Annotated in this window: 20 protein-coding genes; 18 read left to right on the top strand and 2 right to left on the bottom strand. The window is 62.9% G+C overall.

Going from position 1 to position 20,813, the window contains the following annotated elements; genetic code table 11:
• Positions 1 to 76: 76 nt before the first annotated feature.
• From LAN64_07465 to LAN64_07550, 18 genes are all read left to right on the top strand, one after another.
• Positions 77 to 244: a hypothetical protein gene (locus LAN64_07465; protein ID MBZ5567674.1), complete on the top strand. Its 168-nt coding sequence runs from the start codon at positions 77 to 79 to the stop codon at positions 242 to 244.
• Between the two features lie 155 nt (positions 245 to 399).
• A complete protein-coding gene (locus LAN64_07470) occupies positions 400 to 1,311 on the top strand; it encodes a universal stress protein (GenBank protein ID MBZ5567675.1) in 912 nt (303 codons plus the stop codon).
• A gap of 202 nt (positions 1,312 to 1,513) precedes the next feature.
• A complete protein-coding gene (locus LAN64_07475; protein MBZ5567676.1) occupies positions 1,514 to 2,230 on the top strand; it encodes a Crp/Fnr family transcriptional regulator in 717 nt (238 codons plus the stop codon).
• A 365-nt stretch (positions 2,231 to 2,595) separates the two neighbouring features.
• On the top strand, positions 2,596 to 2,796 hold the full coding sequence (locus LAN64_07480; GenBank protein MBZ5567677.1) for a hypothetical protein: 201 nt from the start codon (positions 2,596 to 2,598) through the stop codon (positions 2,794 to 2,796).
• A gap of 176 nt (positions 2,797 to 2,972) precedes the next feature.
• Positions 2,973 to 4,280, top strand: coding sequence for an OFA family MFS transporter (locus LAN64_07485; GenBank protein ID MBZ5567678.1), 1,308 nt, complete (start codon positions 2,973 to 2,975; stop codon positions 4,278 to 4,280).
• A gap of 88 nt (positions 4,281 to 4,368) precedes the next feature.
• On the top strand, positions 4,369 to 7,632 hold the full coding sequence (locus LAN64_07490) for a TonB-dependent receptor (protein MBZ5567679.1): 3,264 nt from the start codon (positions 4,369 to 4,371) through the stop codon (positions 7,630 to 7,632).
• A gap of 158 nt (positions 7,633 to 7,790) precedes the next feature.
• The gene (locus LAN64_07495; protein MBZ5567680.1) at positions 7,791 to 9,191 is read left to right on the top strand and encodes a CoA transferase; all 1,401 of its coding nucleotides are present in this window, start codon (positions 7,791 to 7,793) and stop codon (positions 9,189 to 9,191) included.
• Positions 9,192 to 9,205: 14 nt separating this feature from the next.
• A complete protein-coding gene (locus tag LAN64_07500; GenBank protein MBZ5567681.1) occupies positions 9,206 to 10,576 on the top strand; it encodes a CoA transferase in 1,371 nt (456 codons plus the stop codon).
• A gap of 9 nt (positions 10,577 to 10,585) precedes the next feature.
• A complete protein-coding gene (locus LAN64_07505) occupies positions 10,586 to 10,963 on the top strand; it encodes a hypothetical protein (GenBank protein ID MBZ5567682.1) in 378 nt (125 codons plus the stop codon).
• A gap of 14 nt (positions 10,964 to 10,977) precedes the next feature.
• On the top strand, positions 10,978 to 11,613 hold the full coding sequence (locus LAN64_07510; GenBank protein MBZ5567683.1) for a hypothetical protein: 636 nt from the start codon (positions 10,978 to 10,980) through the stop codon (positions 11,611 to 11,613).
• Between the two features lie 9 nt (positions 11,614 to 11,622).
• The gene (locus tag LAN64_07515) at positions 11,623 to 13,281 is read left to right on the top strand and encodes an acyl-CoA synthetase (protein ID MBZ5567684.1); all 1,659 of its coding nucleotides are present in this window, start codon (positions 11,623 to 11,625) and stop codon (positions 13,279 to 13,281) included.
• A 202-nt stretch (positions 13,282 to 13,483) separates the two neighbouring features.
• Entirely contained in the window at positions 13,484 to 13,936 is a 453-nt protein-coding gene (locus tag LAN64_07520) for a PAS domain S-box protein (protein MBZ5567685.1), read from the top strand.
• A gap of 24 nt (positions 13,937 to 13,960) precedes the next feature.
• On the top strand, positions 13,961 to 14,707 hold the full coding sequence (locus LAN64_07525; protein MBZ5567686.1) for an alpha/beta fold hydrolase: 747 nt from the start codon (positions 13,961 to 13,963) through the stop codon (positions 14,705 to 14,707).
• 16 nt (positions 14,708 to 14,723) lie between these two features.
• Complete coding sequence (locus LAN64_07530) at positions 14,724 to 15,023, top strand: hypothetical protein (GenBank protein MBZ5567687.1); 300 nt, start codon at positions 14,724 to 14,726, stop codon at positions 15,021 to 15,023.
• A 30-nt stretch (positions 15,024 to 15,053) separates the two neighbouring features.
• Positions 15,054 to 15,563 carry a hypothetical protein gene (locus LAN64_07535; GenBank protein ID MBZ5567688.1) on the top strand — a complete coding sequence of 170 codons (510 nt, stop codon included), beginning with the start codon at positions 15,054 to 15,056 and terminating at the stop codon, positions 15,561 to 15,563.
• 28 nt (positions 15,564 to 15,591) lie between these two features.
• Positions 15,592 to 16,536 carry an ABC transporter substrate-binding protein gene (locus LAN64_07540; protein MBZ5567689.1) on the top strand — a complete coding sequence of 315 codons (945 nt, stop codon included), beginning with the start codon at positions 15,592 to 15,594 and terminating at the stop codon, positions 16,534 to 16,536.
• The gene (locus LAN64_07545; protein ID MBZ5567690.1) at positions 16,505 to 17,308 is read left to right on the top strand and encodes an ATP-binding cassette domain-containing protein; all 804 of its coding nucleotides are present in this window, start codon (positions 16,505 to 16,507) and stop codon (positions 17,306 to 17,308) included. Before LAN64_07540 ends, LAN64_07545 begins: the two co-directional genes overlap by 32 nt.
• A gap of 6 nt (positions 17,309 to 17,314) precedes the next feature.
• Positions 17,315 to 18,094, top strand: a complete 780-nt coding sequence (locus LAN64_07550; GenBank protein ID MBZ5567691.1) for an ABC transporter permease subunit — start codon at positions 17,315 to 17,317, stop codon at positions 18,092 to 18,094.
• Between the two features lie 26 nt (positions 18,095 to 18,120).
• On the opposite strand, the gene LAN64_07555 is transcribed toward LAN64_07550, so the two are convergent.
• On the bottom strand, positions 18,121 to 18,699 hold the full coding sequence (locus tag LAN64_07555) for a hypothetical protein (protein ID MBZ5567692.1): 579 nt from the start codon (positions 18,697 to 18,699) through the stop codon (positions 18,121 to 18,123).
• Between the two features lie 251 nt (positions 18,700 to 18,950).
• Positions 18,951 to 20,807 carry a hypothetical protein gene (locus tag LAN64_07560; protein MBZ5567693.1) on the bottom strand — a complete coding sequence of 619 codons (1,857 nt, stop codon included), beginning with the start codon at positions 20,805 to 20,807 and terminating at the stop codon, positions 18,951 to 18,953.
• Positions 20,808 to 20,813: the final 6 nt, after the last annotated feature.

A 20,813-nucleotide genomic window follows, 5' to 3' on the forward strand; every position in this document is an offset into this window, starting at 1 on the left:
TGCGTTTGCGCGGGCAAACGCTCCGGTGTGCGCCGTGAGGGTGCGCGCGATCGCAGGTCACATCGAGGAGGATGGTATGGCTGATCTGTACACCTGCAGTTGCGGCAATCAAGTCTGGCAGATTTTCGATACGGTGGTGCGCTGCACCGCTTGCAACCAGGAATTTCTGACGCAGCACACGGCCGTGGCGGAGTTCAATCACCGGGTGACGCAGGAGTTGGACGAGGAACTGGAAGAGGTGTAAGGGCGTCGCCTCTGCCCTAGATCACGTGAGCGTCCTTCCACATCTCCAGGCATGAGTATGGTGCTCGTGCCCGGAGGCAGATTCGAGGCGGGAGGACCGGGCGCCGACGCGCCGGTTGGCGGTCGGCGTCCCGCTCCCGCTTCGGAAGGAGGAATATGACAGCGGTCACTGCTCCAACCCGCATAGCAATCAAGAACATCGTGGTGGCCACCGACTTCTCCGCCTGCGCGGATTCGGCGGTGGCATATGCCTCGGGCCTGGCGCGCCGCTACGGCAGCATGCTGTACATGGTAAATGTGCTGCCGCACGCTCCCTTCGTGGAGTCCTCCGACGCAGACCCGGAGAAGGTGAAACGTATCGCGGAAAGAAAGATGACCGACATGGCTGGCTCCCAAGCTTTCCAGGGTGTGACGCATACGGAGTTGATCCGGGAGGGCGAGGTCGCCGGCGTGCTGTCGGAACTGGTAAGACAACATCAAATTGACCTGATCGTGCTGGGGACGGAAGGCCGAACCGGACTGCGGAAGTTTTTGCTGGGCTCCGTAGCGGAGGAGGTTTACCGCACCGCGGAATGCCCGGTGCTGACGGTGGGCCCGCACGCGTCGCGGGGCCTCAACGGCGGCATGCTGCAGCACATCCTGTTCGCCACTGACTTTGGCCCGGAATCGGAGCACGGGCTACCGTACGCCATTGCGTTGGCGGAGGAGCACCGGGCGCGGCTGACGATGTTGCACGTCGCCTCCGTCCCCGGAGTCGCCTTTGCCCAGGCCGAAACTGGCGCCCTGCCGGTGATCCCTCCGTATGAGGCGGTGGCGAGTGGCGAGAAGCAATTGCACGAGCTGATCGCCAAAGGGCCGCCGTTGTGGCGCGAGCCGGAATACCTGGTGCAATTCGGTCCACCGGCGGAAACGATCGTGCGCATCGCCGGCAAGGACGTAGATCTGATCGTATTGGGGGTGAAGCGGCCGGCGGCGCTGACCAAACACCTGGGCAGCGGAGTGGCATACAAAGTCGTATGCGAGGCGCCGTGCCCGGTGCTGTCGGTGGGCGCGCCGTACCACCGCTAGGCAGCGTTGCGAGAGGCAAGGCGAACGCCAGAATGTCGCCTTGCCTCCACAGTGCGGACAAGGGGAACGCAAGAGGGAGTTTCTGTCTTGCCAGCGCAGTCGCCGCGAAACTGCGCTGGCGAGCCGGTGGTTGTTGTGATAAGGTGTTAGGTTTTAACTACCACAGGTGACCGGCTCGTCCGACCGTGCCGGGGAGGTAGTTATGCCCTCTCCCTACGGTCTGAAGCTCGTCGAAAGCTGCGTCACGTGCAAGTTGAGGAACCACACTTTCTTCTGCTCCCTGCCGCGTTCCTCGCTCGTCCATCTGGATACCCTCAGCTTGGCTAATCTGCTGCCCAAGGGGAGCATCCTGTTTGTCGCCGGACAGAAGCCCGGGGGCGTCCACATCTTGTGCGCGGGTAAGGTCAAGGTGTGCACACAGCGAGGCAACGGGAAGCTGGCGATGGTGAAGATCGCGGGCCCCGGCGAGGTGCTGGGGCTGCACGCCTGCATCGGCGGGACAGTGCATGAATTCACGGCGGAAACGGTGGAACCGTCGCACATCGTGTTCGTCAGGGGCGATGATTTCAAGCAATTCCTGAGCCAAAACGAAGTCGCGTGCTGGAAGGCGGCGCAGATTCTGAGCCGCGATTGCCACGAGGCGTACGAGATCATCCGCTCGGGTGGCGGGGCTCGTTCGGGCAGCGCCAAGCTGGCGCGGCTGCTGCTGGACATCGCGGTCATCGGAAAGCCGCATGGGGACGAGATTGAAGTGGTCCTGCCGCTGACGCACAAGGAAATGGCGCAGGCGATCGGGATGTCGCGGGAAACGGTATGGCGAAAGCTGGTGGAGTTCCGCCACCGCGGAATCGCAATCCTGAAAGGCTCCGTGCTGCTGATCCACAACAAAGCGGAGTTGCAACGCTTGGCCGGCCGGTAACTTGGCCATTGGACCGGCGCGCGGCCCCGTGGACGGAGATCACTCATGGGTGTGACGTACGTCACTGACGAGTGCTTCATCTTAATAGACTATGCCACCCCATCTTGAGCTGGCATGGGCGGAACGGTGGCGGATGCAATCGACTCTGCAGCCGCCGACAGCCTGCGTATGCCGGGAATTCTCGAGATTCGAGCACTCAACGCAGACGGATGTAATTGACTCTGCACCCGCCCGGTTCCGGAGTGCCGAAGAGGAGCCCAGTTCCCCGATTCAAGCCCGGTGAAGTCGAGGTCGCCAGACTGAATGCCCGAGAATGCCATCAGCGGCAGCCTCGGGGACATGCAGACAAGGGGATTTCAGGCGGTATGAGGGAGTTCATGGCGGTGTTGTCGGACTGTAATCCGGAGAGCGCAGTGATTCGCGAGGCGCGGTCGGAAGCGCCGCTCGTGAACGACGCGCGGCCCGGAATGCACCCGACATGGTCCGCAGTTGAGCCCCTGGTCTTGACCGCCGCAGACGAGGACTTCCAGGGCGCGCTGCACATCTACCCAAGCTCGATCAGGTAAGCGACTCCCCGCCCGTGCAAGCGGCCGCCGAGTTCATGACCCCAATCGAGCGAACGTTCGATAGAAGCAAGCCGCCGGCGGCAGGCCGGGGGTAGCAGTCCCGGATCGGGGCAATGAACCCGATGTGGTTAGGCCCAGGCTCGTGACCCTTAGCAATTCACGAAGGAGATTCAGCTATGGCAACCGCAGCAATGCAGCAGGACGCTCAAATCAGCCGTTGGTGGCGAGTGGTGGGCGGACTTTCCATGAACCTCGCACTCGGCTCGCTCTACGCTTGGAGCCTGTTTGTCCCACAGTTTCAGAAAGATGCAGAATTCAAAGGCTATGCGCCGACCGCTTACGCGCTTACCTTCACCATCGCGGTGGTGGTCTTCGCCCTGACCTTCGTGGTCGCCGGACGCATTCAGGACAAGAAAGGACCGTTCATCTGTTCCGCCTTGGGCGGCATTCTGGTGAGCGTTGGCTTCTTCGCGTCCGCCTATGCCCACAGCCTAACCGCCCTGTACGTTTCGTTCGGCGTCATCGGCGGGCTGGGCAACGGTTTTGGCTACGCGACACCCATCCCGGTTATGGCCAAGTGGTTTCCCGATAGGCGCGGTTTGGCCGTCGGTCTTGCCGTGGCCGGCTACGGCGGCGGCTCGGCCATCTTCGGGAAATTGGCGCTTAACTATCTCGTCCCCGCCTATGGCTGGCGGTCGACCTTCCAGATCTTGGGAGTGATCTTCTTCGTCATGACCATGGTTGGGGCATTCTTGCTGAAGAATCCGCCCGTCGGCTACCGACCCGAAGGCTGGACGCCCGCGCCGGCGACGGCGAAGGCGGCGGCCACGACGCATGAGTTCACGCCGGCCGAGACCCTGCGCACCCCGACCTTCTACTTCATGTGGTTGGCGTATGCGTTGGGCTGCGCCGCCGGCCTGATGGTGATCAGCCAGTTGGTGCCGTTCTTTGTTTCCAGCCTGAAGGGCACCGGCATGGATGCCAAGGTGGTGGCGGGGTTGGCGGGTACGGCCTTCATCGTGGGCGCCGTCGGCAACGCCGCCGGACGTATTCTGTCCGGCTGGATGTCGGATGCCCTCGGCCGCGTCAACGTGCTACGGCTGATGATCGCGATATCCATGATCGCCATGCCGATTCTGTACCTGGTGGGCGGCAGCGTGGCCCTGCTGTTCGTGTCGATCTTCGTCATTTATTGGTGCTACGGGACGCAATTGTCGGTCAACGGCTCTGCCGCTTCCGACTTCTGGGGCACCAAGAACGCGGGGATCAATTACGGCATGTTGTTCACGGCGTGGGGCGTGGCTGGCATCCTTGGACCCATGATCGGGGCCAAGCTGCTGGCTGCGACCAAGAGCTTCAAGGCTCCGTTCTATGCTGCTGCGGGTATGGCGGCTGTGGCCCTGGTTTGCGAGCTGCTGGCGAAGCGTCCTGCAGTTCCGGCCGAGTCCGAACTCAAGGCGGCGGCGGCGCCGGCTCGAGGCTGAGCGGACGCGCTGGGCTGCTGAGTGGTCATGAACCTGGAGGGCTAGTGCGCCCACTGGACGCACTAGCCCCGAGTCTGGAGACTGTATCGTGCAACGACCGACACGAGTGGCGACACCGGGGGCATTCACACTCGCGTTGGTCTGCCTGGTCTGGCTGCCGTGCGCCTGGGCACAATACACAGTCGGACGGGTGGAAGGAACGGTGATGGATCCGATGGGGGCCGTACTAGTCGGCGCCACGATCCGGCTGGTGAATCGCGCCACCAATTCGACCAGCACGTTCACCACCGGCCGCGACGGGTACTACGTCTTTTTTGCGCTTTCGCCCGGCCAATACCAGCTCTCGGCAGAAGCTCCCCGGTTCGCCCGGCGCACGGTGGACCTGGTGGTTACCAGCGATCAGACGCTGACGCAAAAACTGGTGTTGCCGGTGGGAGATCCCTCGACAACCGTGGAGGTCAAGTCCGACGAGGCGGTTGCGGTAGCGTCGTCGGACGCGCAACGCAGCATCACGCGCACCGAAGCCGAACTCGCCAACCTGCCCAGCCTGGGGCGCAACATGATCTCGACGGTACAACTCGGAGCGGGACTGGCGCCGACGAACAATCCGCGCGGGGGATCCACGTTCGGCGGGGGCGGCTCGTTTGTCATCGTGCTGGGCGTGCAGTCGGGGCTGATCGCGGCCAACGGAGGGCGGGCGCGCGCCACCTCGGTGCAACTCGATTACACCGACGCCAACGACTGGGAGGCGGGCGGCTTCGCTCCCGGCATGCAGGCGATCACGCCCGACATGCTGCAAGAGCTGAAAATTCTGACCAGCAACTTTTCCGCTGAGTACGGGGTCAAGTCGAACGCGCAAGTGATCATGGTGACCAAGAGCGGGAGCAACTTCCTGCACGGCAGCGCCTACGACTTTGTTCAGAACGATGCCTTCAACGCGCGCGACTACTTCGACCAGACGGGCCATGCTTCGCCCCTGAAGCAGAACGTGTACGGGATCACGCTGGGCGGACCGCTGAAGAAAAACCGGACCTTCCTGTTCGGCGGGTACGAAGGGCGGAGGACGCGGGGTGGAAGCTTCACCGCGCTGGCCAACGTGCCGAGCGCGGCGGCGCGGGCGCGCGCCACCGACCCGTCCATCATTGATCTGATGAACCGGTTCCTGCCGGCGGCGACCGGGACGACCAACAACCCCGACATCGGGACGGTCGCGGTCCAGGTGCCATCGCCGGTGGACAACTATCAGTTCGTGATGAAAGCGGACCACCAGATCAGCGAGGCGCACAGGATTTCCGCGCGCTACCTGCAGGGGACGGCGTCGTTCGTGGCGCGCTTCCCGTCGCAGAACACGCTGCGCGGCTTTGATGTGGACAACCACTTCGAACTGCGCAACCTGAACATTACCGACACGTTGATTCTCAGCCCGAAGACGGTGAACGAGCTGCGGGCGGCGTACGGACGTTCGGTGGCGCAGGGAGCGCCGCAAAACGGGCTGGATACACCGCGCTTCCTGATCAGCGGGCTGGTAAATTTCGGCGCGCTGCAGTCGGTGCCGGCGAGCCGGGTGTTCAACGTTTTCCAGTTGAACGAGGTCTTCAGTCACCTGCTTGGCAGCCACGTGCTGCGGGTGGGCGTGGACCTGCGCAAGATCCAGGACAACTCGGTGAATGCGACCAACAGCCGCGGCGTTTTCACGTTCGCGTCGCTGAACCAGTTCCTTGCCGGCCAGCCGACCGCGTGGACGCAGTTGTTCGGCAATACCAGCCGCGGATTCCGCACCGGCCTGTACGGGTTCTTCGTGCAGGATGATTGGAAGTTGAAGCCGACGCTAACCATCAACGCCGGCCTGCGGTGGGAAATACAAGGCGCGCTCAGCGATGCCGGCGGCAGTACTTCCATTCTTGATCCGCGTAGCACGGGAACCATCGGGGTGGCGGGACCGGGGCCGCTGGGAAGCTTTCGACTGGGTGGAGACGCAATTGAGGCGAACCCTTTTAATATCGCGCCCCGGATCGGCTTTGCCTGGAACCCGCATGTCGGCAAGTTGGTGATCCGCGGCGGCTACGGGATTTATTGGGATTCGTTCACCTTCAGCCCGCTGGCGGCGTCGCGCTCGGTGCCGCCTTTCAATTACAGTCCGAGCCTGTCCTGCGTGTCGATACTTGCGCCGACCTGCCAGATGACGGGCGCCAACAATGTTCAGAACTTGCTGCAGGGCACGGCCCTGATCCAGACGCAGACGCAAGCGCAGATCGGCGGATTTGGCCAACTGACGAACTTCAAGAGCGTCACCACCAGCGATCCGCATCTGGGCAACCCCTACGTACAGCAGTTCAGCTTCGGGATTGAGCGGCAAATGCCGGCGAACTCGGTGTTCACGCTGGGGTACGTGGGCACCAAAGGCACGCAACTGACGCGGCTGGTGGCCATCAATCCGCTGGTACGTCGTCCCGCCGGGGCAACCGGCATCGCCGACGAAACAACGCGCCTCAGCCAGTTCCAAGCCGCGGCCGGAACGGAGAACGGGGCGGGAAATGCGCGGCTGGACCCGCGGTTCGACCAGGTGAACCTGCATGAAGCGGGCGGCAGCTCGATCTATCACTCGCTGCAAGTCGAGTGGAAGAAGGGGTTCTCGCACGGGCTGCAATTCCAGGCTTCATATACCTGGTCGAAATCCATCGACGACGCTTCTGATTTCAGCCCCACCATCCAGGCCAACGACAACAGCTTCGCGCAAGATGCCGCGAACCCGCGGGCGGAACGGGCGGTGTCGAATTTCGACATCGCGCACCGCGTGCTGGTCACCGGAATTTGGCGGATCCCGTTTTTCCACCACTTGAACGGGACGCCGAGGAAAGTGCTGGACGGCTGGAGCTTCGAGTCGGTGAACCTGTGGCAGACGGGGATCCCGGCGACCGTGCTAGCGGGCGCGCGGCGGGGCATTGCCGACGTGAACCTGGACGGCAACCTGATTCCCACCGGCGCCGACAACACGCGCGCCAACTGCGCGGCCGACGCCTCCTTCCGGCTGGGCGATGCGAGCGCAATCCATGGATACTCGCAGCCGCTGCTGGGCAACAACGGCACCTGCGGGCGCAACACCATCCGCATGAACCACCTGGCCAACTTCGACTGGTCGCTGTTCAAGGAGACAACGCTGACCGAGAGAGGGTGGATGGGATCGGCGCCGCTGACGCTGCAACTGCGAGCCGAGGCCTACAACGTGTTCAACGTGCCGTTCCTGACGGCGCAGACCGATAACTGGCGGACCGTCGCCAGCCCCAGTTTCGGCTTGTACAACTCCGCCGGCGCGACGCGGCGCCTGCAGTTGGCGGCGAGATTGAGTTGGTAATTGCAGTGACGATGTAGGGACGAGCGAGTTGAAGTAGGGCAATCACACGGTTCGTTGGGTCAAGCATTCCTCGTACAGACAGCGAATCCAGCAACGGGCAATTGAGGTCACGCAGCGTCCGAGCGGATGAGATGCGAAGACGCCGAGGAGAAATGGGAATGAGTAGCGAGAAAACCATACCCTGGCCGGCAGTGCCGATCCCAAAACCGGAGGAGGTCTATGCCGGTTTGAGTGATCAGGCGAAGGATTATCCACTGTTTCTTGAATCCATCTGTCGTCAATCACACAACTTCGAAAAACCGGAGGCGTTGTCGCGCCTGCGGGTTTATGACACCTCCACGCGCATGATGATCGGACACTGGTGTTCGTCCATGTTGTCCGAGCTAGGCGCGGAGGTCATTCAGATCGAGCCGCCGGGCGGCGACCCGATGCGCAAGCTGACTCCTTTCGGGCGGAAAGAGTACATGTTCACCGACAAGGAGACGGGCGAGCCAGTGGGAGCCCACTTCCTGCACGAGATGCGCAACAAGATGTCGGTGACGCTCAACCTGGAAACGGAAGAGGGAAGGGAGATCTTCAAGAAGTTGGCGGTGCACGCGGACATCGTCATTGAAAACGATCCGCCGGGACATCGCGATAGCCTGGGGATCGGCTACCGTCAGTTGAAGGAGATCAACCCCCGTCTGATCTACTGCTGGGTGGGCCAACTCGGGCAGTGGGGCCCGCACAAGGACAAGCCCGGGATGCTGGAGCCGACGGCGCAGGCGGCCTGCGGCTTCTGCCACGGCACCGGCGATCCCAAGGAGTTCGGCGGCACCCCGATGCGCTCGGCGCTGTGGATGGCCGATCACGTCGGCGGGACGCAGGCGGCCATGGGCATCCTGGCGGCGCTGTATTACCGCGAGATGGTGTCTGGCGAAGGGCAGTTTGTCGAAGCGACATCGGCGGAAGCGATCATCCGCATCCTCGACTACTCGTGGGCGTGGTACGGCATGGATGGCAGCATCCGGCCGCGCTTCGGCAACTGGGACCTGGCCATCAACATTTACGCCGTCAATCCTTGCAAGGACGGCTACATGATGGTGGGCGGGGGCCACGACCGCCTGTGGTACCGCATCTGGCGCGTGGTGGGCGACGAGCATCCGGCGGTCGAAGAGGACATCCTCGGCGATCCGCACCTGCGTGAAGTGGCCGATCGCCTGGCCATGAACCAGCAGATCAAGACCTACACCATGCTGGGCGAGTGGCTGAAAGACAACTCCCGTAGCGATGCGGAACGGAAGCTCTCCAAGCAGCAGGTGGCGTCGGGCGGCGTGCTCTACGTCAACGAAGTGGCCGAGTACCCGCACTTCAAGTATCGCGGCCACGTGGCGGAGACCGAGTCGCCGCACTACGGCAAAATCCTGTACGGGACCACACCCTTCCAGCAACACAAGACACCGGGCCGCCTGAAGTGGATGGGCCGCCCGACCGGCTATGACAACCAGGACACGTACCGTCGGCTGCTCGGCTTCACCAGTGAAGACTTCGCGCGGCTGCAAAAGGCGAACGTCATTTGAGGCGGAGGAAAAACATGGCAACTGATACCGCTGTTTCCAAAACCCCGCAAATCAGTTTCGAGGAGTTTTGCCGCAAGACCTTCGACCCGAAGGGCGAGTTCGCCAAGCCTGAAGCATTGAAGGGCATCCGCGTGCTCTCCTGTACGCAGTACATTCTGGGTCCGTCTTGCGCCTCGTATCTGGCGGAACTGGGCGCCGAGGTCATTAAGATCGAAGCTCCCCGGCGCGGTGAGGCGATGCGCCACACCACGCCGTTCAACGAACCATTTCTCTACCCGCTCTCCAAGTACGTGCCCGAGCGCGGCACCGGCCTGGGGTTCCTGGGCGCGAATCCGAACGAATACTTCTGCTCCATCGATTTCCACCGGCCGGAGGGCCAGAACCTGGTCAAGAAGCTGGCGGCGAAATCGGACGTATTCGTGGAAAACTATCGTCCGGGAACGTTCGACCGCTGGGGCATCGGCTACCGGCAGTTGAGCGCGATCAACCCGCGGCTGGTTTACCAGTGGCTGGGCGGGTTCGGCGGCTGGGGTCCGGGGCGCGTACGCGCGTCCTACGACATTCTCGGCCAATCCCAGGGCGGCAACTTCGGCATGACCGGCGCGCCCGAGTTCAAGGGAGGTTCGCCTGCCAAGCACACCATCTGGCTCGCCGATTACTGGGGCGGAATGATGGGAGCGGTCCAGATCCTGGCCTCTCTCTATTACCGCGACAAGATTTCTGGCGAGGGCACCTTCATGGAGTATTCGCAGGTGCACGGCGTGACCCGGCAACTGGAGTACGCGCTGCCGCTGTACGGGCGGCACGGCATCACCCGCGAACGGTGGGGCACCTGGGACACGCAACTCTGTGTGCACGGGATCATCAAATGCGGCAAGTCCTCGTACCCGAACTCCGATAATCCACAGGAGAACGAGGAAGGCTACATCCTGATCAGTGCCAGCAGCGACGAAGACTTCGCGCGTTTGTGCAAAACGATTGGCGACGGTAATGTTGCCTCGAAGTACGGCAAGGCCGATGCGCGCGTAAAGCCGGAAGCGCAGATGGAGATTTACCCATTCCTGGAGAAGTGGGCGGCGGACAAGACCAAGGAAGACGTCGCCAACATTCTCGACAAAGCCAACATCCTCAACCAGCCCGTGTGGAACGCCAAGGAGGTTGCTACCAACCCTCACTGGCAGCAGCGCGGCGCGGTGCGTTGGCTGGACGACCCCTACTACGGAGACCTGCTGCACCAGGGGCCGGGGTACAAGATGTCGCAAACCCCGCCGCGTTTGAAGTGGGCCCTGAAACCCGTCGGCGCAGACAACGAAATGATCCTGGGAAAACTGGCCGGCTTGACGCCCGAAGATATCAAGCGGTTGGAAGACCAGGAGTGCATCTGAGGAGGCACCATGCTGCTAACTTGCCCGAACTGTAAGACTAAGAATTTTCTGGATCCCTACCCCTTTTGGAATTTCAAGGGGACGACCCAATGCGCCGGGTGCAAGAAAATCTGGCGGCTGGAGACCTCCAACGGAGCCTGCGTTAGCGGGCCGGAGGCGGCGTCGGGAACAGCCGACCTGCTGCCCGGCTTCGCCGAGACGCCGGCCTACGAAGGCATTTCCGGTACGGGGCTGACCCGTCCCGCTCCCAAAGCGCAGAAGGAAACCGTCTGCAAACCCAAAGCCATTAAGCGCAACGTCCGCGGCAATGTCATCGCGGGCTATCCGCTTACCAAGAACGATCTCGTCGGCAGCCGCGCAAAATTCATGGTTGCCGGGGCGAAGTGAGAAACGGAGGGCATATGCACTATAACGACAAGTCGCTCTGCGTCCGCTGTACCCATCTGCGCCCGGCACTGGACCCCAATATTCAGAAGGCGTACCTCGGCAAGTGCGTAAAGCGCGAATTTCCCTTCACCCTGGCTATCACGCTGCAGGGCTGGTCGGAATGCGAGGTCTTCCAGGATAGCGGGAAAGCCTACGTGCCGCCCGATCCGGCGGTGGCGACGGCTGCCGCCGCTGCCAAGAGCGCCAAGGGAGCCAAGCGCGTCGAGTTCTACTATTCCAGTAAGCAGAAGTCCGGCGAGCTGTTTCCCTGCGACAACAACAAGGCCTTGGAACTGGTCCACGCCCTCAAAGCAGCGGGGGTGGACGCCAAAGCCATTGACGTGGCCGACGTGAAAGATCGTTTCCCGGTCTATCACAAATCGGTCAGCGGACCGGACGCAACCGTGCGCCCGGTGTTCGGCGCCAAGGGCGCGCTGGTGGAGGATTTCGGCACCAACGTTCCCGCCCTGCTGGTCTTTGAAGGCGACCGGTATCCGACGTTTGCCTTTCCACGGAGCGATGCCAAACGGGGCACCATCCGGGTGGAGCAGGCGCTGGAAGACCTGATCGCGGAAACGAAAGGCGCCGCCGTAGGCGCGGCGCACGACTGAGGAGGGGGCATGGGGGAACTTGAACATCTTCCGCCCCGCGATCTCTGGCCGACTCGAATTTACACATTGCCGGAGTTTGCCTCTTACCCCGACCGGCTGAACCCGACCGAGGAGTTGCTGGACAAAGCGGTCGCAGCCGGCCGGGGCGATCGCCCGGCTATCCTGTTCGAGGACCAGAAGATCACCTACGGGCAGTTGCTGGCCCAGTCCAACAAGCTGGGGAATGCGCTGCGCGGGCTCGGGATCAACGCGGGCGACCGCGTGATCCTGCGTTCACCCAACATTCCGCCCGCGCTGGTCACCAACTTCGCGGTGCTGAAACTGGGTGCGGTGTTGACGCCGACCTCGCCGTTGTTCTCGCGTGCGGAAATCGCGCACGTGGCCAACGATGCCGAGGCGGTAGCGATCGTGGTCCATGCCGCGCTGCTGGCCGAACTGGAAGCGGCGCGCGCTGACCTGAAAACCGTCGAAAACATCATCGTGATCGGCGGCGAACCGGCGGATCTGAAGGCCAAGGGCTACCTGCCGTATAGCGAGCTGCTGCAGTCCGGGAGCGCATCCCTGGACCCGGTGCTGCGAAACCGGCAAGACCTCGGCATTCTGCTCTACACCTCGGGCACCACCGGCCGGCCCAAAGGCACGGTGCATTTCGTCGAGGAGACGCTGATCATCCCCGACGCGTTCGGCAAGTACGGCTGGCGCGTTACGGAGAACGATGTCCTCGGCGGGACCGCACCGCTGGCGTTTGGCGCCGGCTACTCGACTTTCGCCACCATTCCGTTTCGCTTCGGAGCGGCCGCGTCGCTGATCTCGAAGTTCGAGCCGGAAAAGGTCTTCGAGACCATCCAGAAGCACAAAATCACCGTGCTTTCCCTGGCGCCGACGGCCTACCGCAAAATGATGCAGGTGCCGGATGCGGAGAAGAAGTACGATCTCCGCAGCCTGCGCATCTGTACCGGCGGCGGCGAAAGCCTGACGGCGGCCACCTACCACGCCTGGAAAAACAAGTTCGGGGTTGACATCTACGAGGGTCTGGGCACCACCGAGATGATGTACGTGTTCGCCTCGAACGTGGTCAGCCTGAAGGCGAGGCCGGGTTCCTTCGGCCAGGCGGTCCCCGGCTATGAACTCAAGGTGATCGACGAAGACGGGCAGGAAACCAAGCCCGGCAACGCCGGACACTTTATGGCTCGCGGACCGACCGGCACTATCTACTGGCGCGACTTCGAAAAGCAGAAGCACGCCATCTCGCCGGACGGCTGGAACCGAGCGGGCGATTTCGTCTACGCGGACGAGGACGGGTACTTCTGGTTCGTGTCCCGCGAGGACGACGTTATCAAAAGCTCGGCCTACCGCATCGGTCCGGAGGAGATTGAGGTCACGCTCAACGCTCATCCGGCGGTGGCGGAAGCGGGGGTCATCGGCGTGCCCGATGAAATCCGCGGCCAGATCGCGAAGGCGTTCGTGGTGCTGAAACCAGGGGAAAAAGCCACTGCGGAAGAGCTGATCGAGTTCTGCCGCGGGCGGATTGCGACCTACAAGATGCCCCGCGAGGTCGAAATCGTGGCGGAACTGCCACGCACGCCAACCGGCAAGCTGTTACGACGGGTGTTGCGCGACAAGGATAAGGCCAAGGCTGGTGGCCGCGCCCCAGTGCACAGTGCTTAACCGGCGGGAGACTGCGCACACAACATCCAGTCGTGTGCCGCGCTGGGACGCCTAACCGGGCGTCCCGGCGCATCGGTGGTCACTGGAGCAACGCGGCCGAACCCTTTCATTTTGGGGAGGGTACAAGGCCGCAAGCTCTGGTGGCTGCCATCCACTGAACCTGCCTTGCAAGCAAGTCGCGGGCGTGCGAAATTACTCTCCCATGAATTTTTCCTACAATCACTCCTGGTTATGCGAGCGGATCGTGGACGAATCGCACGTCGCCACCGTCTACGCCGACCGCGAGGGCCTCATTCGCCTGTGGAATGCCGGCGCGGAAGCCATGTTCGGCTACACCGCCGCGGAGGCGGTCGGGCAGTCGATGGAGATGATCATCCCGGAAAAGCATCGCGCCCGGCACAACGAGGGTTATCGCCGGGTGATGGAAACCGGCATCACCAAGTACGGACGGGATGTGCTCGCCGTGCCTGGCTTGCGCAAGGACGGAACTCGCATCTCGATTGAGTTTTACATCAGCCTCGTGCGCTCGCCGAACGGCGACGTGCTGGGCGCGGCCGCCATGATCCAGGATGTCACCTCCCGCTGGGAGCGCGAGAAGGCGATGCGCGCCAAGCTGGCCGCGCTGGAAGCGAAGGCGGCGGAATCAGGTACGTGAAAACGAATTGGGGCGGCAAAACCTATGAACTTTGAGCGGCTGAACATCAGCGCTGCGGACGGTCACGCAATTCCCGGATTTCTTCTCGCCCAGGAAGCTGCACGCGGTGGCGCGCTTCTCCTGCCCCCGTACGGCGGCAGCAAGGAACACATGCTGGGTCTGGCTGCCGCGCTGGCGGAGGCGGGCTGGGCAGCGTTGTCAGTTGACCTTTGCGGCCACGGAGAAAATACGGCGGCCATCGGCGCCGGCATGGTGCAGGAAGTGGAAGCGTCGCTGAAGTATTTGCGCCGCTTCGGGCGCACCGCCGCGGTCGGCTTGAGCCTGGGCGGGCGGCTGGCGCTCACTTCATCGGCTGATGCCATGGTCGCGATCTCGCCGTCGGTAATCACCGAAATGTCGCCGCAGGGGAAATGGATGTTCGAGAATTTTCCCAGCCCGGCGGTGCGCGAACCGTATCCCGGCTACGTGGTAAAGCTGCTGGACGACCTGGGCCCGGTCACCCCTCACTCCCGTTCTTGCCTGATTCTTTACGCCGAGCGCGACATCCCGGCCATCCTGAACGGGGCCACCGGGCTGAAGGCAGCGTTGCCGCAGGCGGAGGTGCGCTACATCACGAAAGACACGCGCCCCGACGTCCAGCACGAGAACGGATTCATCCGCTATCTGCCGCGCTGGTTTAACCACGGCGAACTGAAGTTCAACTTCGAGGTGCTCCAGTCAGCGGCGCAATGGCTGGCGCAGTTGCAGCCTGCCCCGCCAGCCCATGACTGACGGTCGAGGCCGCGGCATGATCGAAGCGCGCTTCGGACCTCTCGGTTGCGGTACGCAGTTCCTGACCCTCGGCGGCGAGAAGCTCGGCATGGACGAGTTGCTGCACCGCATGGGGCTGGATTTCGATGACGCCAAGACGATTGACCTGATCATCGTCTCGGAGAACCGCTACGCGGTGCGCTACTACGACGGGCAGGACCAGCGCGTCGTCGCCCACGAGTTTGACGCGGAGATGCATTTTCTGGGCGAGACGCGCGCCCATGTCGCCGAGTGGATTGGCGAGGAGGCGTATTTCTCGTTGTTCGGCGGACACTGACCGACCCGGGCAACGCTTGCGGGTGAGGCTATGGGAAAAGAACCGCCGAACCAGGGCGAAGACAACAGCATTGGGGCCAGCACGGGCGACGCGCAAGTCATACTTCAGCTCTACGAACTGCGCCGCGATCCAGCCATGCGCGACGCGCGCCACTTTATTTCCGCCAATTTCTGGCCGGAAAATGCGGAAGATGTGCTGCGCCTGGCGCGCAGTTATCCCAGCCAGGAAAACACCTATCTGCGGCAGGTGACCAGCTACTGGGAGATGGCGGCGTCACTGGTGTTGCGGGGCGCGCTGCACGAAGGCCTGTTCTTCGATTGCAGCGGCGAGATGTATTGCGTGTTCGCCAAATTCAAGCCATTTCTTGAAGAAATTCGCAGAAAGCTGCCATACTTCCTGTTGAGCGTGGAGGCGGTGATTATGCGCACCGCCGATGGCCGTGCTCGCCTGCAGCGGCTGGAGCTCCGCCTGGCGCGCCGCAAGCAGAAGCTGGCGCAGCGCCGGGCCGCCGTGGCCGCCACTTCGGCGGGATACAGCTAGACACCAGGTGGGATTGACTCAGACGCGCATGGCCCGGGTGGTTGCTGCCGCCTCGATGATCGTCATCCTGGTGGCGGCCGTGCGCCTGACCTCGCGCCGCAATGGCCGGGTGCGCATCGCCTATCCACCCATGCTGGCGAGCCTGCCGGTGGTCGCGGCTCAGGATCAGCAGATGTTCCAACGCCATCACTTGCAGGCCGAGGTCGTGTCGTTCAGCAGCAGCAACGACATGGTGAGCGCCCTTGTCGCCGGCCAGGTCGATGTGCTGCCAGCGGTGTCGCTGGTGCCGCTGCTGCATCTGGAAATCCAGCACCCGGGACGATTTCGCGTGTTCTCGCACAGCCGCATGCGGCGCGAGAACTCCACCTATCGCATCGTGGTCAAGAGCGGCTCGCCGCTGCAAAAGCTAGCGGACCTGAAAGGGAACAAGGTCGGCGTTTTCCCCGGCATGTCGGCAACGCGCCTGATCAGCGCGTTCCTGCAACGCAATGGCGTGGACCCGCAGACGGTCACGTTCATCCAATTGCCGCCATCGGCGCAGGTGTCGAGCCTGGAATCCGGCGCGGTGGATGCGCTGTTTTCCTACGACCCGCTCACCTTGATCGCCGAGCCGGGAAAGTACCGTCCGCTGTCGGATTCCGTGTACGCCGAGTTGATGGAGCCGTGCCCGGTGGGCGTGTCCGTCATTTCCCGCGATTTCGAGCGCAGGCAACCGGAGGCCGGCGGGCGGGCGGTGGCCGTGATGCGGGAAGCCATCGCCTACGTCGGCTCCCACCCGCGGCAGGCGACCGCGCTCCTGCCCCGTTTCACCCGCATGACGCCGGAGATGGCGTCGCGCGTAAACGTGGCCGACATCACCTTGTCGAACCAGGTGGACGCGGCCGTGCTGCAACGTTTTATTGACATGCTGTACGAGATCGGCGAAATTCCCGAGAAGATCGATGCTCACCGTCTTATCGACCCAACGCGCTAGAGCGCACGCGGCCGGCGAACACGCGCTGCGCGTGCGCGGCGTGGACTTCTCCTACTGCACGGCGGCGAACGACTCCAAGGCGCTGTACTCCGGGTTCGCCCTCGACATCGAGCAGGGCTCGGTGGTCGCGCTCATGGGCGCCAGCGGCTGCGGCAAAAGCACGCTGGGAAAAATGATGGCCCGCATCATCAAACCGACCGCGGGGCGTATCGAGTGGTCGCCGCAGTTCAGCAAGCGTGCCGACGTGGTCTACATGGACCAGCACCCGATGAACAGCATCTTCCCGTGGCAGACGGTGCGCGGCAACCTGGAGTACCCACTCGAAAAATTGGGATGGAGCGAACTGGAGAGCCAAGCGCGGGTTGCGTATCTGGCTTCCTTGTTCCGGCTCGATGGCATTTTGCATTCGCTGCCGGCGCAGATTTCCGGCGGCGAACTGCAACGGCTGGCGTTGGCGCGCTGCCTGTCGTGGAGGCCCCCGCTGGTCATCCTCGATGAACCCTTCTCCGCGCTCGATCGCGACGTCAAGACCAACATCATCCACGCGCTCCACGCGCTTGCCACCAAGGATGGCATGACCGTGGTGCTGATCACGCACAACGTCTCCGACGCGCTCGCCATCGGCATGCGCTACGTGATCGTCGGCGACCGCCCCGTGCGGATCATGTCCGACATGGAATTCAAGAGCCCGCATCCGCGCGAACGCGGCACGCTGGATTACGACACCATGGAGAAGGCGCTCATCGCCTGCATCCGCGATGGACTGGTGTAACCCCTCATGCCGAGATTGACCAAGCCGCTGCGCAAGCCGACGCGAGTGATCGCGCCGCTGCTCTTGCTGCTGGCTGCCTGGGCGGCGGTGGCCGGCTTTCGTTTGGTGGACCCGATCGTGCTGCCCGCGCCCTGGAGCGTGCTGCGCGCCGTCAGCGGCATGGTGCGGGACCGCATCGTCGGCGACGTTGCGCTGACGCTGGGCCGCGTCTTGGGCGCTCTGACGATAGCGGGCGCGGTGGGAATTCCTGTCGGCCTGTACCTGGGATATCGCCAGCGCTGGTACCAGATGGTGGAAGGTCCGCTGCACGCGCTGCGGTCCATCCCGGCTTCGGCGCTGTTTCCGCTGTTTCTGATCATTGTCGGCGTCGGAGAAACCTCCATCGTTGCCCTCGCCGCGTATCCCAGCCTGCTGGTGATTCTGGTGAACACGGTGACCGGCGCCACGCTGGCCAACAAGCGGCGTCTCTACCAAGCCAAGCTGTTCGAGCTCAGTTCGTTTGAGACCATCACCGACATCGTCTTTTACGAGGCCCTGCCCAGCGTCTTCGACGGCGTGCGCACCGCCGCCTCTTACTCCATGGTGCTGGTGATTGCCGTGGAGATGTTCGTCGGGCTGGGCGAGCGCGGACTGGGGCGCGCGATTTACGAGTACCAGGCGACCTACCGCATTCCCGAAGCCTATGCTGCGGTCATCGTGGCGGGCGCCATCGGCATCCTGCTGAACCTGGTGGTCAACACGCTGCAAAACCGCATGCTGCGCTGGCTACCAAACGTGCACGAATAAGCGGTGACCGAGCGCCAGCGATTCCGCTACAGATGACAGACAACGCACAGCGACGAATTCTTATTGGGCGACCGCAGGAGGTCGGCATCATTGTTGTCGTGGACCTCGTGACAGGTGGTGCATTGTACAGTGTTGGTGCGACCGAACAACTTTACCTGCCGGAGGACAACGGGCAACGCAGCCAGTTTCGGATCCTTCGTGGGGTCATGGGGAACGTCGACGGGATGCTCGTTCTGCAGGCCCCTGGGGACGCTGGATAAGAAATCGGCTTTGGAGCCACGATTCATATCCGTGGTGGAGACTCCATCGTGACAGCTCGCGCACAGCATGGAGGACATGCGCACTTGCGTGTCGTCCCCAGGCAATGCCGCACCCGCGGCTTTGCTGCCGGCCGCAGGCGCGTCGTAGCTTTGAAAGGTCCGGGAGAGCAATGCGCAGTCCCACAACAGGGTTGTGTCGCAGTTGCCTGCCTGCGCCGCGGGCGATGGCGAAGCGGTCGACGCGACATGGCACGTCGAGCAGCTTTGACCATTCAAATTGTGCTTTCTGCCGCTTTCACCAGCATCCTGCGACCATGCGACGAGCGTGAAGAGCAGAACAATCACAAGGCCCAGGCTGCGCGGGAGATTCGTCAGCTTGCCTCTGACGCACATGGAATCACCTCCGGCAGCCGATCGCAGATTTCCGATGAAGAATGCCGATTTCGGGCTGGCGAATTACCGGCAACGGATTTTATATTCCGCATTGACTCCCTCCCGCATCCCCTTTGGACCTGGCAGCCGCTTGCACTGTCATCGTGAACTTCTCTTGCGCGATCGAAGTCTTCCTTTCGGAGTCGGTCACAGGCGACTGTTCCTCAGACCGGATTGCGATGGCACGCCGCGCACTCGGTTGGCGTGCGTTTGAATTCGGTCACCGTCTTTCCCTCAACCAGCTTCACATTCTTGTGACAAGCTGCGCATTTCACGTCACGATGCTTGCCGAGAAGCGGGAACCGCGTTTCCCTTCCGTGGTCGAACAGCGACGGCACCCACCGCCCACTGCTGTGGCAGTCAGCGCAGGGAGTGATTCCGCCGGCCCGGGCGAATTGACCAAGGTGATAATCCTGGTGGCATCGCTCGCATTTACTGGGGGCAGATTTGAAGTCCACCAACTTCAGCGGAATATCCGGCTGCGCCGGCTTGTGACAATTCACGCACGCGGTGGTGGCGTGCTTTCCGAGTAGCGGAAAGCCGTCCACGGAATGCGGGAAGCTCATGTCTTTCCAGGACTCTGGCGAGTGGCAGAGCCGGCATTCCATGGTGCTGCCATCGGCGCCTGCCTGCATGAGCCGGCTGAACTGCCCGCGGTGCGGATCCTGGTGGCAGGCGGTGCAGGAGCGATCTTCAAAGCGGTAGCGCGCCACGCTCTTCGGGTCAGTCCCGACAATCGGTTTGTGACAGTCGGAGCACTTAACCGCAACGTGCTTGCCGGTCAGCGGGAACGCCGTTGTACTGTGTCGCGCCACCGTGAATGTGGATGGCCGGAAGCCTTGCACGGAATGGCAGGTTTCACAACGGTTGAGGAGCGGAGCGGCGGCGAACTGGCGCCCGTGAGCGTCCTTGTGGCAGTCGGCACACTGGGCAAACTTGATGCGGTATACCGTCGCCTTGCCCGCCGGAATATGACAGCGCTCGCAGCCCACCGTAGCATGCTTGCCTTGCAGCGAGAACTCGGTTTTCGCGTGTTCCAGCAGGCCGAATTTCGCCGGCTTGAATCCTTCGACCGTGTGGCAGGCGGAACACTCGCCAGCGTCGGCGCGCTTGGCGAATTGCCCGCTGTGCGGATCGGGGTGGTGACAATCGGAGCACTTCTGGAACGCGATCGGCTTCTTGAAGTCGCCGGCCACGTGGCATTGACCGCAGCGCAGCGACGCATGCCTGCCCAGCAAGGGGAACTTCGTGGTCGCGTGATCGAATCTCGCGGCCACCGCCTGCATCGAAACCGACCTCCAGCCGGCGGTGCTATGGCACGACTGGCAGGCGGTGGCGAATTTGCCGCGATGGGGATCCGTATGGCATCCCGTGCAGCCATCGAACACCAGCCCAGTCCAGCGCGGCGGGCCGCCTCGCTCCGCCGGCGTGTGGCATTTGTCGCAGCTAACCCGCGCGTGCGCTCCGGTCAGCGTGAAGTGCGTGCGCGCGTGGTCGAAGTTCGGTACCGCCTTCCAGTCGCTGGGGTTGTGGCACTGTTCGCAGTTGCGGCCGAAATGGCCGCGGTGCTGATCGTTGTGGCACGCGGCGCACTCGCGCGACAGGCCGAGGAAGGTCCGCCTCAGATCCTTGACCCGAATCTGCGGCTTCTCGCTTGCCACGATGTTCTCCGGCGCATGGCAGCGGCTGCATGTCAGCGCCGTATGTTTGCCGGTGAGCGGCCATCCTGTCTTGCTGTGGTCGAACAGCGGCTGCGGCGGTTCCCACCGGATCAGCGCGAAGCGCTCGCCATTGTGCTCGGAGTGGCACGTGGAGCAGCTTGGACTGCCGGCGGTTTTTCCCGCCACGCGCGCGTGCATGCCACGTCCGGCCGCGATCCTGATCGCAATTTCGGTGTGGCAATCAAGACACTTCGTCGCCTGGCCGCCCAGCCGATGGCAACTGGTGCAATTGGTGGCGCCGTTCAGGAAGCTATGTGCCTTCGACAGCGGTCCGGGAGCGAGTTGGGCCGAGGCGTACATGGAAAA

This window comes from Terriglobia bacterium (assembly GCA_020073185.1).
Classification (GTDB): Bacteria; Acidobacteriota; Terriglobia; order Terriglobales; family Acidobacteriaceae; genus JAIQGF01.